This is a genomic window from Vibrio sp. 10N.261.54.A5, assembly GCF_041471145.1.
In the GTDB taxonomy this organism is placed as follows: domain Bacteria; phylum Pseudomonadota; class Gammaproteobacteria; order Enterobacterales; family Vibrionaceae; genus Vibrio; species Vibrio crassostreae_C.
This window is the reverse complement of record NZ_JBFRNU010000095.1, coordinates 1-13,639: the sequence shown is the minus strand read 5'-3', so window position 1 is coordinate 13,639 and position 13,639 is coordinate 1. Positions and strand designations below refer to the sequence as shown.

At 45.0% G+C, this 13,639-nt stretch carries 10 protein-coding genes and 6 tRNA genes; 7 read left to right on the top strand and 9 right to left on the bottom strand.

Annotation, left to right across the window (positions count from 1 at the left end; translation table 11 throughout):
* Positions 1-34 precede the first annotated feature (34 nt).
* Positions 35-943: an IS5 family transposase gene (locus tag AB4329_RS21925; RefSeq protein ID WP_017065109.1), complete on the bottom strand. Its 909-nt coding sequence runs from the start codon at positions 941-943 to the stop codon at positions 35-37.
* A 134-nt stretch (positions 944-1,077) separates the two neighbouring features.
* On the opposite strand from AB4329_RS21925, the gene AB4329_RS21920 reads away from it, so the two are divergent.
* The gene (locus tag AB4329_RS21920) at positions 1,078-1,746 is read left to right on the top strand and encodes a LuxR C-terminal-related transcriptional regulator (protein ID WP_372139274.1); all 669 of its coding nucleotides are present in this window, start codon (positions 1,078-1,080) and stop codon (positions 1,744-1,746) included.
* 102 nt (positions 1,747-1,848) lie between these two features.
* On the opposite strand, the gene AB4329_RS21915 is transcribed toward AB4329_RS21920, so the two are convergent.
* The 5 genes from AB4329_RS21915 to AB4329_RS21895 all read right to left on the bottom strand — a co-directional run bounded on the left by AB4329_RS21915 (position 1,849) and on the right by AB4329_RS21895 (position 2,455).
* Positions 1,849-1,925: transfer RNA gene (locus tag AB4329_RS21915), tRNA-Pro, on the bottom strand.
* A gap of 55 nt (positions 1,926-1,980) precedes the next feature.
* A tRNA-His gene (locus AB4329_RS21910) sits at positions 1,981-2,056 on the bottom strand.
* A 44-nt stretch (positions 2,057-2,100) separates the two neighbouring features.
* Positions 2,101-2,177: transfer RNA gene (locus AB4329_RS21905), tRNA-Pro, on the bottom strand.
* A 77-nt stretch (positions 2,178-2,254) separates the two neighbouring features.
* A tRNA-His gene (locus AB4329_RS21900) sits at positions 2,255-2,330 on the bottom strand.
* A 48-nt stretch (positions 2,331-2,378) separates the two neighbouring features.
* A tRNA-Arg gene (locus tag AB4329_RS21895) sits at positions 2,379-2,455 on the bottom strand.
* A 298-nt stretch (positions 2,456-2,753) separates the two neighbouring features.
* Between AB4329_RS21895 and AB4329_RS21890 the strand changes: the two genes are divergently transcribed.
* Positions 2,754-3,167, top strand: a complete 414-nt coding sequence (locus tag AB4329_RS21890) for a cytochrome c5 family protein (protein WP_017063036.1) — start codon at positions 2,754-2,756, stop codon at positions 3,165-3,167.
* Between the two features lie 81 nt (positions 3,168-3,248).
* Here AB4329_RS21890 and rep read toward each other — a convergent pair whose 3' ends face one another.
* Positions 3,249-5,267 carry a DNA helicase Rep gene (gene rep / locus AB4329_RS21885; RefSeq protein WP_372125331.1) on the bottom strand — a complete coding sequence of 673 codons (2,019 nt, stop codon included), beginning with the start codon at positions 5,265-5,267 and terminating at the stop codon, positions 3,249-3,251.
* A gap of 180 nt (positions 5,268-5,447) precedes the next feature.
* Between rep and AB4329_RS21880 the strand changes: the two genes are divergently transcribed.
* From AB4329_RS21880 to ubiK, 4 genes are all read left to right on the top strand, one after another.
* The gene (locus AB4329_RS21880; RefSeq protein WP_017061961.1) at positions 5,448-6,029 is read left to right on the top strand and encodes a TetR/AcrR family transcriptional regulator; all 582 of its coding nucleotides are present in this window, start codon (positions 5,448-5,450) and stop codon (positions 6,027-6,029) included.
* Positions 6,030-6,047: 18 nt separating this feature from the next.
* Complete coding sequence (locus tag AB4329_RS21875; protein ID WP_017069625.1) at positions 6,048-7,154, top strand: efflux RND transporter periplasmic adaptor subunit; 1,107 nt, start codon at positions 6,048-6,050, stop codon at positions 7,152-7,154.
* An 11-nt stretch (positions 7,155-7,165) separates the two neighbouring features.
* Positions 7,166-10,294 (top strand): multidrug efflux RND transporter permease subunit, encoded by a 3,129-nt coding sequence (locus tag AB4329_RS21870; protein WP_017061963.1) that lies wholly within the window; start codon positions 7,166-7,168, stop codon positions 10,292-10,294.
* A 119-nt stretch (positions 10,295-10,413) separates the two neighbouring features.
* On the top strand, positions 10,414-10,665 hold the full coding sequence (gene ubiK, locus AB4329_RS21865) for a ubiquinone biosynthesis accessory factor UbiK (RefSeq protein WP_017061964.1): 252 nt from the start codon (positions 10,414-10,416) through the stop codon (positions 10,663-10,665).
* A gap of 162 nt (positions 10,666-10,827) precedes the next feature.
* Here ubiK and ilvC read toward each other — a convergent pair whose 3' ends face one another.
* The gene (ilvC, locus tag AB4329_RS21860) at positions 10,828-12,312 is read right to left on the bottom strand and encodes a ketol-acid reductoisomerase (RefSeq protein ID WP_017061965.1); all 1,485 of its coding nucleotides are present in this window, start codon (positions 12,310-12,312) and stop codon (positions 10,828-10,830) included.
* Between the two features lie 146 nt (positions 12,313-12,458).
* Here ilvC and ilvY point away from each other — a divergent pair, with 146 nt between their 5' ends.
* Positions 12,459-13,349, top strand: a complete 891-nt coding sequence (gene ilvY / locus AB4329_RS21855) for an HTH-type transcriptional activator IlvY (RefSeq protein WP_017061966.1) — start codon at positions 12,459-12,461, stop codon at positions 13,347-13,349.
* Positions 13,350-13,465: 116 nt separating this feature from the next.
* Here ilvY and AB4329_RS21850 read toward each other — a convergent pair.
* Positions 13,466-13,556: transfer RNA gene (locus AB4329_RS21850), tRNA-Ser, on the bottom strand.
* Positions 13,557-13,639 lie beyond the last annotated feature (83 nt).

Below are 13,639 nucleotides of genomic sequence, written 5' to 3'. Positions count from 1 at the left end.
CTTGAAGATCAACGACACCATATGTAGCTAGCCGTTAGCTTCTAACGGGCATACCTAGTCCTATGACTTTGTTAATCGCTTTGACATTCGCCATGATTTCGCCCACTTGAGCGTTGTAACATCTCAAGCTCAATTTATCGCTTGTTAGTCCTTTATATCGGGACATAGCAGTCTCAGATATTGAACGATAGTGATAACCAGACTCTGTTTTCCATTCCGATATTGTTCCATCTCTCAGAGCCATTACCGCTTTGTTTCTGGGATGACCGTCTTCCCAAAGAGCTGCATTCTTTCGAGGCGGTATTAACGGAGTACAGCCTTTATTTTTCAGAGTCTCGTGGCAATTTTTTGTGTCATATGCTCCATCGGCGGATACGGCAGCGACCTTTCTACGTAGTGGGTTGAGTAACGTCGGTAACACTTCACTATCGCCTACATTTACAAGACTGACTTCCGCACTAATCGCTTCGTGAGTATCCACATCCACAGCTAAGTGCAGTTTGCGCCATGTCCTACGTTTTTCTGTACCATGCTTTTTCACTTTCCACTCCCCCTCACCAAAGACTTTGAGGCCAGTAGAATCAATGGCTATATGGCGAATAGCCCCTCTCGATTTATTGCGATATTTGACCTGAACTGTCTTCGAGCGTTTACTGATACAGGTGTAGTCAGGGGACGTTAGTGGAACATCTAATAGCTCAAAGATAGAGTCGATAAAGCCTTGAAGAGCACGTAAAGGAAGAGAGAAGATGCCCTTAATCATCAAGGCGGTTTCAATCGCTGTATCAGAGTACTGAAAGCCTCTCCCACGCTTACCATGATGAGTTTTGCATCGCCATGCATCTACGGCTGAATCATCTATCCAGAATGTAACCGAACCACGTTTACAAAGAGCCTTATTGTACTCCGTCCAGTTAGTTATCTTCTTGTTTGCTTTACCCATATCACCACCATTCCAATCGTTTCAAATGATCAGATCACAGGACTTGGAAAAGGTTCAACTAATTTAGGCAACAACGCCGATATAAACTATAAAATCTAATAAGGATGTTATGGGTGAATATAAGGAGCTGGCACATGGCTAAGATGGGGGCATACCAAGCCATTTTACTTGCGGAAAACAACCTACAATCAACGCTACTCAAAGAATCTATCGAACAAAAAATCAACATCAGTATCAAACTCATATCGCCTGAAAGACTGAGTACCACAGCACTCAAAAATCAAGAGTTGGATCTCATTATTATTGATTACCCAACAATGACTAAGCAATACACTGAAAAGTACCAAGAGCTTAGAGATGACGTGGCAAGCGACGTCCATGAAGTATTGCTCAATACCCCACATGATTTCCCTCATTCAGAGATGCTGAAGTGGCAATTTTTGGTCGGTATTTTTTATGCATCAGATACACTTGAGAAGCTAGTTACCGGATTTAACTGCATCTTACAGGGTGAAATGTGGATGAGTAGAAAGCTCATTTACCAATACATTAGCTTCTACAGAGAAAGGCAGTGCGCGAAAACCAGCCCTTATTACCTCAAGCTCACCAAACGCAAACAGCAGATCATCAAACTACTCGGTGATGGCGCATCTAACACGCAAATTGCGGACACACTCTATGTCAGTGAGAATACAGTTAAAGCACACCTTCACAATACATTCAAAAAGATCAAGGTGAAGAATCGCTTACAAGCTTTGATCTGGGTTAAGAACAACGTTGCGACAAATGAGTTTGTCCAATAGACCTAACTCTCTGCCCTCAACCATAAACAGTCAATGCAGTTAGAATGTAGAAATCCCAAATACAAAAAAGCCGTAGCATCTCTGCTACGGCTTTCTTTAATGTGGTCGGTGAAGAGGGATTCGAACCCCCGACCCTCTGGTCCCAAACCAGATGCGCTACCAAGCTGCGCTATTCACCGAGACGTTTCGTTTGATTTCTCAAACTGGGAACTTCAAAGAAGCTACCAAAATTAATGGGGTGGCTAACGAGATTCGAACTCGCGACCACCGGAATCACAATCCAGGGCTCTACCAACTGAGCTATAGCCACCACTAATTTTTTATATAACCGCTTAAAAGCGATTATTGAAATAGTGGTCGGTGAAGAGGGATTCGAACCCCCGACCCTCTGGTCCCAAACCAGATGCGCTACCAAGCTGCGCTATTCACCGACTAGTTTTGTATCGACTCTTGGGAATAATGAATCAACACTGGAAGCCGAAGCTACCGATATTTTGTAAAGAAAGAATGGGGTGGCTAACGAGATTCGAACTCGCGACCACCGGAATCACAATCCAGGGCTCTACCAACTGAGCTATAGCCACCATTATTTCTTTTTGCCAATTTCTCACTTACCGAAGTAAGAGACCGGATGGCGCGCCTGAAAGGATTCGAACCTTCGGCCTTTGGCTCCGGAGGCCAACGCTCTATCCAGCTGAGCTACAGGCGCATGCCCTGTCGGCGGAGTGGAATAATACGTATATCACCCAATGCCGTCTAGTACTTTTTTAACTTTTTTTTCTGTTTGGTCTCTTTTTCGACAGTTAATATGTGATAAACCCCTTATTTGAGTACTACAACCCGCCACAGCTTATAAGTTGTTGTTTATTGCAACAACTTATCGGGATATAATCACCCATTATTTACATTGGTTTAACAGTTGCTCTTTGCTGGTTAAAGCCAAAACACCCTTCCAACACTATAAATTGGTAAGCATGTACTTACCTTGGGAATGTAAAGTGAGTTTAATGGATATGTCTCGTCGAATTTTAAGCGTTGTCATCGCAGTTTTAACCTTTTCAACTGGCGCAATGGCTGCAGGCCTAAGCGAAGCGGAGCACGATGCAATTGCTGAACGCATCAAACCAGTTGGCCAAGTTTACCTAGTCGGCAGCGAGCCAGTAGCCGCAGAACCAACAGGCCCTCGTGATGGCGCAGCAGTTTACGGTACCTTTTGTATCGCTTGTCACGCATCTGGCGTAAGTGGCGCACCTAAAACAGGTGATGCTGGTGACTGGGGTCCTCGCATTGCTCAAGGTCGCGACATTCTAGCTGACCACGCAATCAACGGCTTCAATGCGATGCCAGCGAAAGGTTCATGTATGGATTGTTCAGACGACGAAATCAAAGATGCTATCGAGCACATGATTGCCGGTCTGTAATTAAAAATGCCAGATTCAGAAAAGGTGACCTCATGGTCACCTTTTTTATTGGCTTCTATATAGTGCGATTAAAGTAGGGCATTACTTCTTGTTGAACATCGCTCGAATATTCGCAATGTGCGCCTGCCCTTTTTCCATTCTTTCTTCAGCGGATTGAGGCTTCTTAACGCTTTCCCACTCCACATCATCGTGCGGCAGCTCATCGAGGAAGCGGCTTTGTGTTGGCTTTATTAATTCACCATATTGACGACGTTCACGACACTTAGTAAAAGTCAGCTCTTTCTGCGCTCGAGTAATCCCCACATACATAAGACGACGTTCTTCTTCTACGTTGCCCTCATCGACACTGGTTTGGTGCGGCAAGATGCCCTCTTCTGCACCCATCAGGAATACATATGGGAACTCTAGACCTTTCGATGCATGCAATGTCATTAATTGGACTTGATCTGCATCGTCATCATCCTCACCACGCTCCATCATATCGCGCAGCGTTAAACGTTGAACCACCTCGCGCAGGGTTTTCTCTTCTTTATCGTAGTTGTCACCCTCAAGATCGGCCACAATCCAGCTATACAGATCAGAGACGTTCTTCATTCGCATTTCAGCGGCTTTCGGGCTCGCTGAGGTTTCGTACAACCAATCTTCGTAGTTGATGTCACGAACCAAAGAACGAACGGCTTCAACCGTATTACCACGCTCGGCATTGTCTGAGATACGAACAATCCAGTCACCGAAGCGGCGCAAATTTTCTAAACCACGCCCCGTCAGTGTCTGCTCTAAGCCCATCTCAAAGCTGGCTTCAAACAAGCTCTTGCCACGCATATTGGCGTAGCTGCCTAACTTCTCAAGCGTCACCGGACCAATCTCTCGGCGCGGTGTGTTTACAATACGTAGGAAGGCGTTGTCATCATCAGGGTTCACCAACACACGCAGGTAAGCCATGATGTCTTTAATCTCGGCTCTCGCGAAGAAAGAGGTACCGCCAGAGATCTTGTAAGGCACACGGTTCTGCATCAGCGCTTTTTCAATCAAGCGTGATTGGTGGTTACCACGGTAAAGCACTGCGTAATCTTTGTATTCAGTACGGTTCAAAAACTTGTGGGCGATGATCTCGCCGGTAATACGCTCTGCTTCATGCTCTTCATTCTTAGCATTCAGTACCTTGAGCTTTTCACCGTCTGGGATCTCTGAGAATAGTGACTTTTCATAAACGTGTGGGTTGTTGGCGATCAAGATGTTCGCCGCACGTAATATTCGGCTGGTTGAGCGATAGTTTTGCTCGAGTTTGATCAAGCGAAGATTTGGATAGTCCTCACCCAGCAACACCAAGTTTTGCGGTTTTGCACCACGCCATGAATAGATAGATTGGTCATCGTCACCTACTACCGTCAAGCGACCACGCTCTCCCACCAGTAAACGAACCAACTCATATTGGCTGGTGTTGGTATCTTGGTATTCATCGACCAGTAAATAGCGGATACGCGACTGCCAGCGCTCACGCACCTCTTGATTGGTTTTCAGTAGTAATACAGGCATCGCGATCAGATCATCAAAATCGAGTGCGTTGTATGCCTTCATCTGTTTCTGGTACATCTCAAAACAGAATGCAAACAACTGCTCTTGTTCGCCTTGAGCACGTGCTTTCGCCTGATCTGGCGTCAGCATGTCATTTTTCCAATTCGAAATGGTGCCCATTAAAGCGCGTAGCAAATCCTTATCACCATCGATCTGTCTCTCTGTTAACTCTTTTAACAAAGCTAACTGGTCTTGGTCATCAAACAGAGAGAAACCCGCTTTCAAACCCAGCGCTTTGTATTCACGGCGAATGATGGTTAAGCCCATGGTATGAAAAGTCGAAACAATCAGCCCTTTCGATTCGCCCTTACCTAGAGTTTGCCCAACACGCTCTTTCATCTCGCGTGCCGCTTTATTAGTAAAGGTCACCGCCGCAATATTACGCGCCTTATAGCCACATTCCTGAACCAGATAAGCAATTTTATTGGTGATAACACGTGTTTTACCGGATCCAGCGCCCGCTAATACTAAGCAGGGGCCCGAAACATATTTCACGGCTTCATCTTGTCTTGGGTTCAGTTTCATTTGATTCTCAGTTTGGTCTAGAGGGGCGAATTCAATTGCGCGCCTATAATAATGCTGCAACAGCACGAATGCTACGTTCTCTTATACAAGATTTTTACGCTGATTATGTAAAACTTTGTTGCACATGTGTGTGGTTATTAGGCTATAATGAATGAACGTTCATTCATTGGTGGTTGAAATATGACAACTCATGCACCTCGGGATAAACGCCAGCAAATACTTTCTGCAGCTGAAAAGCTAATTGCAGAGGTCGGTTTCCAAGGCCTTTCAATGCAAAAATTAGCCAAAGAAGCGGGAGTGGCTGCAGGCACTATCTATCGCTACTTCGATGATAAAGAGCATTTGATAGAAGATGTTCGAATGCTCGTGACTCAAAGAGTAGCTGATGCTGTTCAACAAGGGGTTAATGATTCGGATCCAATTAAACAACGCTACCGTACTATGTGGTTGAACATATGGAACTTAGCAGGAACGAATTTAGCCGCAATAAAAAATCGGGTTCAGTATGACTCTCTACCCATCACAAATAGCCTAAACTTCAGGGAACTAGAACGTAAAATGTTTGCCCAAGTTGAGCTGCTATTTAATGAGGGGAAAGAACAAGGATTGTTTAAACCACTTAACAATGAAGTATTAGGTGGATTGAGCTTGGCGGCTAGTGTTTCTCTAGCACGCAAGCATTCTTTAGGATTTTACCAACTTGATGAGGCAGAACTAGAATCTGCAATCGAAGCCAGTTGGGACGCAATAATTAAACACTAGATCGGAGTTTTGACCATAATGAAAAAGTGGACTTTCTTCATGTTACTCATCGCTGTACTACTTTTCGGCAGCGTTATTGGGTTTAACATGTTCAAACAACAAAAAATTGCTGAGTATATGGCCAACCGCCCTGAACCAGAGTTTCCAGTAACGGTAACTGAAGTTCAGCCGATCGACTGGGTTCCAGTGATTGAAGCTATCGGCTTCATCGAACCTAACCAAGGTGTGACACTAGCGAACGAAACCAGCGGTGTTATCGATCAAATTTCTTTCGAATCAGGTACTGAGGTTAAAAATGACCAACAACTGATCCGCCTTGATTCTGATGTAGAGAAAGCCAATCTAAAAAGCTCTGAGGCACGCTTACCGGCTGCTGAAGCTAAATACAAGCGCTACCAAGGGCTATTCAAGAAAGGCTCTATCTCTAAGGAAGCCTTCGATGAAGCAGAAGCTAATTTCTTATCGTTAGCGGCTGATATTGAAAGCCTTAAAGCATCGATTGCCCGTCGCGAGATCCGCGCTCCGTTTGACGGCACTGTCGGTATTCGTAATGTGTATCTAGGCCAATACCTACAATCTGGCACTGACATCGTTCGCCTAGAAGACACCAGTGTTATGCGCCTACGCTTCACTATTTCTCAAAATGACATCTCTCGTATTGAGGTTGGTCAGGCGATCGACATCTTCGTTGATGCATACCCAGAAAAACCGTTTAAAGGTTCTATTAGTGCCATTGAGCCTGCGGTTAGCATCCAAAGTGGTCTTATCCAAGTACAAGCCGATATCCCAAACAACGATGGTAAGTTACGTAGCGGTATGTTTGCGCGCGCTAACATCATTCTACCTAAACTAGCAAACCAAGTGACACTGCCTCAGACGGCCATCACTTTCACACTTTACGGTGACAATGTTTATATTTTACGTGAAGAAGATGGTGTGCAGCGTGTGAAACAACAAGTGGTGAAAGTAGGTGAACGTACAGAAAGTATTGCTCACATACTGGAAGGCGTAGAGCCTGGCGATGTTGTCGTGACAACGGGTCAAGTTCGTTTAAGTAACAATGCTAAAGTTCGAGTTGTAGAAAGTGATGCAACGACGCCGCCAGCTGAAACACCAATGCTGTAATTGGAGGAATCATGCGCTTTACTGATGTTTTTATTAAACGTCCAGTTCTGGCTATTTCAATCAGCTTTTTGATCGCATTGCTTGGCTTCCAAGCAATCTTCAAAATGCAGGTTCGTGAATACCCAGACATGACAAATACGATCGTGACGGTCACGACGAGCTATTACGGTGCCAGTGCCGATCTGATCCAAGGCTTTATAACTCAGCCATTAGAACAAGCGATCGCTCAAGCCGATAATATTGATTATATGACGTCGCAGTCCGTACTCGGTAGCTCGACTATTACGGTCAATATGAAGCTCAATACCGACCCGAATGCCGCGCTGTCTGACATACTGGCCAAGACTAACTCGGTACGTTCTCAGCTTCCTAAAGAAGCCGAAGATCCAACCGTAACTATGTCTACCGGTTCAACAACGGCGGTACTCTACATTGGTTTTACGAGTGATGAACTCTCTGCAAGCCAAATTACCGACTACCTTGAGCGAGTGGTTAACCCACAACTGTTTACCGTTAATGGCGTATCAAAGGTCGACTTGTACGGCGGGATCAAATACGCATTACGTGTATGGCTTGATCCTTCCAAAATGGCAGCATTAAACCTGACAGCCACTGACGTGATGACGGTGCTTAATGCAAACAACTACCAATCAGCAACTGGCCAAGCAATTGGTGAGTTTATGCTGTACAACGGCAGTGCCAATACCCAAGTAACCAATACCGATGAATTAGAAAGGTTGGTGGTCAAAACCAGTCAAAATGGCGGTTCTATTGTTCGCTTAGGTGATATTGCTAAGGTTTCACTAGAAAAAAGCCACGATGTGGTTCGCGCAAGTGCTAATGGCAAACAAACGGTTGTAACCGCCATCAATGCAGCGCCAAGTGCTAACCCGATCAACATTGCTGCTGATGTTATGCAGCTGTATCCTGAGTTGGAGCGAAACCTACCAAGCAATATCAGCATGAATATCATGTATGACTCAACCATTGCGATTAATGAATCCATTCAAGAGGTTATACACACGATTGTTGAAGCCGCGCTGATTGTATTAGTGGTTATCACGCTATTCTTAGGCTCATTGCGTGCGGTTATCATTCCTATCGTAACCATCCCTTTATCGCTGGTTGGTGTTGCGATGGTGATGCAAGTCATGGGTTTCTCATGGAACTTAATGACGCTACTGGCGATGGTATTAGCAATCGGTCTAGTGGTTGATGATGCAATCGTAGTACTGGAAAACGTCGATCGACACGTCAAATTGGGGGAATCTCCTTTCAGGGCTGCCATCATTGGTACCCGTGAAATTGCAGTACCGGTTATTGCAATGACACTGACATTGGGCGCTGTTTATGCCCCTATCGCAATGATGGGTGGTATCACAGGCTCGCTGTTTAAAGAGTTCGCATTAACCCTCGCTGGCGCGGTATTTGTTTCTGGAATCATCGCTTTAACACTGTCTCCAATGATGTGTTCAAAGCTGCTAAAAGAAAATGCACAGCCGAGTAAGTTTGAACTGAAGGTACACAGCGTACTTGATCGTATGACAGGCCGTTACTCTAAGATGCTGCATGCGATCATGGATCATCGTCCGGTTATCATTGGCTTTGCGGTCATTGTATTTTTAAGCTTGCCGATGCTGTTTAAATTCATCCCAAGTGAACTTGCCCCTGCAGAAGATAAAGGGGTGGTGATGATGATTGGTACTGGTCAATCAACGGCTAACCTAGACTACCTAAGTAACACGATGGATGACGTGAGCGGTATCTTGGTGACCCAGCCTGAAATCCAATACGCTCAATCCTTCACTGGTGTACCAAACTCAAACCAAGCATTTGGTATTGCCTCAATGGTGCCATGGAGTGAGCGCACGGCTAGCCAATCTGAGGTAACGAACCGTATCAGTGGATTGCTACAAGATATCCCAGGCATGGCAGTAACCGCGTTCCAAATGCCAGAGTTGCCGGGTGCCGGTTCTGGTCTACCACTCCAGTTTGTGATTACCACACCAAGCAGCTTTGAGAGCTTATTCGCTATCGCAACCGATATTTTAACGGATGTGAAAGATAGCCCTCTCTTTGTCTACTCTGACCTTGATTTGAACTACGATTCAGCAACGATGAAGATTCAAATTGATAAAGATATGGCGGGCGCTTATGGGGTAACGATGCAAGATATCGGTGTCACCCTAAGCACCATGATGTCGGATGGTTACGTTAACCGTATTGACCTCAACGGTCGTTCTTATGAAGTGATCCCTCAGGTTGAGCGTAAGTTCCGCTTAAACCCAGAGTCAATGAATCATTACTACGTTCGAGCCAGCAATGGTGATGCTGTTCCTCTCGGTAGCTTGGTAACAATTGATGTGGTGGCAGAGCCTCGCTCTCTTCCTCACTTCAACCAGTTGAACTCAGCGACGGTCGGTGCGGTTCCTATGCCGGGCGCGGCGATGGGTGATGCGGTAAACTGGTTTGAAAACATTGCCCAAACCAAATTACCTGCAGGCTATAACCATGACTACATGGGTGAGTCGCGTCAGTTTGTAACAGAAGGCAGCGCACTGTATGTGACGTTCGGTTTAGCACTGGCGATCATCTTCTTGGTTCTGGCGATTCAATTTGAGTCGTTAAAAGATCCATTGGTTATCATGGTGTCGGTGCCACTCGCAATATGTGGTGCATTGATTGCGCTCGCTTGGGGCGCAGCGACGATGAACATCTACTCGCAAGTGGGGCTGATTACCTTGGTTGGTCTGATTACCAAGCACGGTATCTTGATCTGTGAGGTAGCAAAAGAAGAGCAGCTGCATAATAAATTATCACGCAAAGAGGCGGTTATGGAGGCGGCAAGGGTACGTCTACGTCCAATCCTAATGACAACAGCGGCGATGATTGCAGGCCTGATCCCATTGATGTACGCCACGGGTGCAGGTGCAGCTCAGCGCTTTAGTATCGGTATTGTTATCGTTGCTGGTCTGGCGATTGGTACGCTGTTTACGCTGTTTGTTCTACCGGTTATTTATAGCTACTTAGCCGAAAAACATAAACCAATTCCAGTTTTCCTCGAAGATAAAGATCTCGAGAAGCTGGCCCGTGTTGATGAAGCAAAAGCGGCGCACAGAGAATTAGCTAACAATAAGTAATTTCCCTGTCGTATTAACAATAAAAAGGCTACTTCGGTGGCCTTTTTTTGTACGCCATAGGCGACATCTTTGATGTGATTAAATAGAATAGTGATAAATATTAAGGAGTTTTAATTGATATGTTTGATCCAAAAAAACTAGAGCAAATTGCTAAGCAGATCCACGATTCTATGCCTCAACCAGTAAAAGAGCTTGGTTCAGACGTAGACCAAAAAGTTCGCCAAGTTATCCAAGGCCAACTCAACAAGCTAGACGTTGTGAGCCGTGAAGAGTTTGATGTTCAAACACAAGTACTGCTTCGCACTCGCCAGAAGCTCACTGAAATGGAACAAAAACTGGCTGAACTAGAAGCAAAGCTTTCAGACAAATAGTCATTTTTTTCAATCAGTTCAAGTTCGAATAAAGACTTACCTTCGGGTAAGCCTTTATTTTTTCCTCAATCTATCAAGCCTTCACCGGTAAAATAGTTGCAAGCATAAAAAAGCCCCGAACAAATGTTCAGGGCTATTTTTATTCAGTGATGAACTGGAAGATTAACCGCCAACAGCGATACGCTTCATGTCGCTCATGTAGCTACGTAGCTCTTCACCAATGTATTCTACAGGGTGGTTACGGATAGCTTCGTTTACTTCAATTAGCTTAGCGTTATCAACTTGGTTAGATGTCTCACCTAGACCACGGCCGATGACGTCCGTTGCTACTGAAGGCATGAACTTCTCACGTAGTAGCGGTGTTGCTACGTTAGCGAATAGGTAGTTACCGTACTCAGCAGTATCAGAGATTACAACGTTCATTTCGTAAAGACGCTTACGAGCAACTGTGTTTGCGATTAGTGGAAGCTCATGTAGAGATTCGTAGTAAGCAGACTCATCAATGATGCCTGATGCCGTCATAGCTTCGAATGCTAGCTCAACACCGGCACGAACCATAGCAACCATTAGGATACCGTTGTCGAAGTACTCTTGCTCTGAGATTTCTACGTCAGAAGCTGGGTAGTTTTCGAATGCAGTTTCGCCTGTCTCTTCACGCCAGCCTAGTAGGTTCACGTCATCGTTCGCCCAGTCAGCCATCATTGTGCTAGAGAAGTGACCAGAGATGATGTCATCCATGTGCTTGTTGTAAAGCGGACGCATTAGGTCTTTAAGCTCTTCAGAAAGCTCAAACGCTTTAACTTTAGCCGGGTTAGATAGGCGATCCATCATGTGAGTTACGCCACCAAACTTAAGTGCTTCAGTAATCGTTTCCCAACCGTATTGTAGAAGCTTGCCTGCGTAGCCAGGTTCGATGCCATCAGCAATCATCTTCTCGTAAGATACGATAGAACCCGCTTGTAGCATGCCACAAAGGATAGTTTGCTCACCCATCAGGTCAGATTTAACTTCTGCTACGAAAGAAGACTCTAGGCAACCTGCACGGTGACCACCAGTACCTGCAGCCCAAGCTTTAGCGATATCCCAACCTTCGCCTTTAGGGTCGTTTTCTGGGTGAACAGCGATAAGTGTTGGTACACCGAAGCCACGTTTGTACTCTTCGCGAACTTCAGAGCCTGGACACTTAGGTGCAACCATTACTACAGTAAGGTCAGCACGTAATTGCATGCCTTCTTCCACAACGTTGAAGCCGTGAGAGTAACCAAGAGCAGCGCCTTGCTTCATTAGAGGCATTACTGTTTCAACAACGTTTGTGTGTTGCTTATCAGGAGTAAGGTTGATTACTAGGTCTGCTTGAGGGATTAGCGTTTCGTAGCTACCCACAACAAAGCCGTTTTCATCAGCATTTTTGAATGATTGACGCTTTTCATCAATTGCCGCTTGGCGTAGAGCGTAAGATACGTCTAGACCAGAATCACGCATATTTAGACCTTGGTTTAGGCCTTGAGCACCACAACCAACAATTACGATTTTCTTACCTTCAAGGTATTCAGCTTCTGTCGCGAATTCTTCACGATCCATAAAGCGGCAACGACCTAATTGGTCTAGTTGTTCACGAAGGTTTAATGTATTGAAATAGTTAGCCATTCTAGGGCACTCCTTTAAAAATAAGTCCGTAAGGTCGATATCTCTCTATCGAATGACTTAATACTAAAACAGACACTCCGTTGCTGAAAGTGATATATTCACAATTAGTTATTGCAATAAATGCAACATGGAAACGATCGCAGAACATGAACATAAAATCTCTACAATTATTTATACATTTATGCGACAGCAAGAGTTTCAGCAAAACCGCTGCTGCTATGCACGTCAGTCCTTCAGCGCTGAGCCGTCAGATACAAAAGCTTGAAGAGGAAACAGGACAAGAACTGCTAATCAGAGACAACCGCAGTGTTGATCTTACCCCAGCAGGAAAACACCTATTGCCTGTAGCATTGAGCATCGTGGGAGAGTGGCAGCAATATAACCTTCACCTGAAGGGCGGAGAGCAAGAACTTAAAGGTGAGATCCGTATATTTTGTTCAGTAACGGCTAGCTACAGTCACCTACCTGAACTCATAACCGAATTTAGGGCTATTCATCCGTATATTGAATTTAAGCTCTCTACTGGTGATCCAGCTCAATCCATCGACAAGATCTTAAACGATGAAGCGGATATCGCGATTTCAGCAAAGCCAGACATCCTTCCTTCAAGGTTAGAATTCGAAACCATCAGCGATATTCCACTGTCAGTCATCATTCCATCTGGTGTGAGTAGCTTTAGCCAACAACTGCAATCCGATAAGCCAAACTGGAATGAAGTGCCCTTTATCATCCCAGAAGCAGGAACAGCGCGTGAACGAGCCAATGCATGGTTTAAAAAGATGAAGATAAAACCCAACATATACGCGCAAGTTTCTGGCCATGAGGCGATTGTAAGTATGGTGGCACTAGGATGTGGAGTTGGCATCGCACCTGATGTGGTCATAAACAACAGTCCAGTAAGAGATAAAGTTAGCCGCTTAAAGATAGAACCTATCAAGCCATTTGAGTTAGGCGTATGTTGTAAGCGAGCACAGCTAGATAACCCTCTAATTCGAGCGTTCTGGCAAGTTGCAGAAGGGAAATATTTAGCGGACTAGTCGTCATTGTTTTAAATACAAAAAAGGGAAGAGCACGTCAGTGCCCTTCCCCTTTTATTTATGTATATCGCAGATAAGAAAAAAGCCCGCTGATTTCTCAGCGGGCTTTCTAATGGTGGTGGAGGGATAGGGATTTGAACCCTAGAACCGCTATTAACGGTTGCCGGTTTTCAAGACCGGTGCTTTCGACCACTCAGCCATCCCTCCAAAAAATTGTCATCAACAGATTAGTACACTGTAGATGTTGTTACATGTATACACAGGTAACGATATTTAAAGCCTGGCGATGT

What these genes read in the sequence shown, in the direction of transcription:
- AB4329_RS21925 (WP_017065109.1), bottom strand. Translation starts at nt 943, where the DNA reads ATGGGTAAAGCAAACAAGAAGATAACTAACTGGACGGAGTACAATAAG.
- AB4329_RS21920 (WP_372139274.1), top strand. Translation starts at nt 1,078, where the DNA reads ATGGCTAAGATGGGGGCATACCAAGCCATTTTACTTGCGGAAAACAAC.
- AB4329_RS21890 (WP_017063036.1), top strand. Translation starts at nt 2,754, where the DNA reads ATGGATATGTCTCGTCGAATTTTAAGCGTTGTCATCGCAGTTTTAACC.
- rep (WP_372125331.1), bottom strand. Translation starts at nt 5,267, where the DNA reads ATGAAACTGAACCCAAGACAAGATGAAGCCGTGAAATATGTTTCGGGC.
- AB4329_RS21880 (WP_017061961.1), top strand. Translation starts at nt 5,448, where the DNA reads ATGACAACTCATGCACCTCGGGATAAACGCCAGCAAATACTTTCTGCA.
- AB4329_RS21875 (WP_017069625.1), top strand. Translation starts at nt 6,048, where the DNA reads ATGAAAAAGTGGACTTTCTTCATGTTACTCATCGCTGTACTACTTTTC.
- AB4329_RS21870 (WP_017061963.1), top strand. Translation starts at nt 7,166, where the DNA reads ATGCGCTTTACTGATGTTTTTATTAAACGTCCAGTTCTGGCTATTTCA.
- ubiK (WP_017061964.1), top strand. Translation starts at nt 10,414, where the DNA reads ATGTTTGATCCAAAAAAACTAGAGCAAATTGCTAAGCAGATCCACGAT.
- ilvC (WP_017061965.1), bottom strand. Translation starts at nt 12,312, where the DNA reads ATGGCTAACTATTTCAATACATTAAACCTTCGTGAACAACTAGACCAA.
- ilvY (WP_017061966.1), top strand. Translation starts at nt 12,459, where the DNA reads ATGAACATAAAATCTCTACAATTATTTATACATTTATGCGACAGCAAG.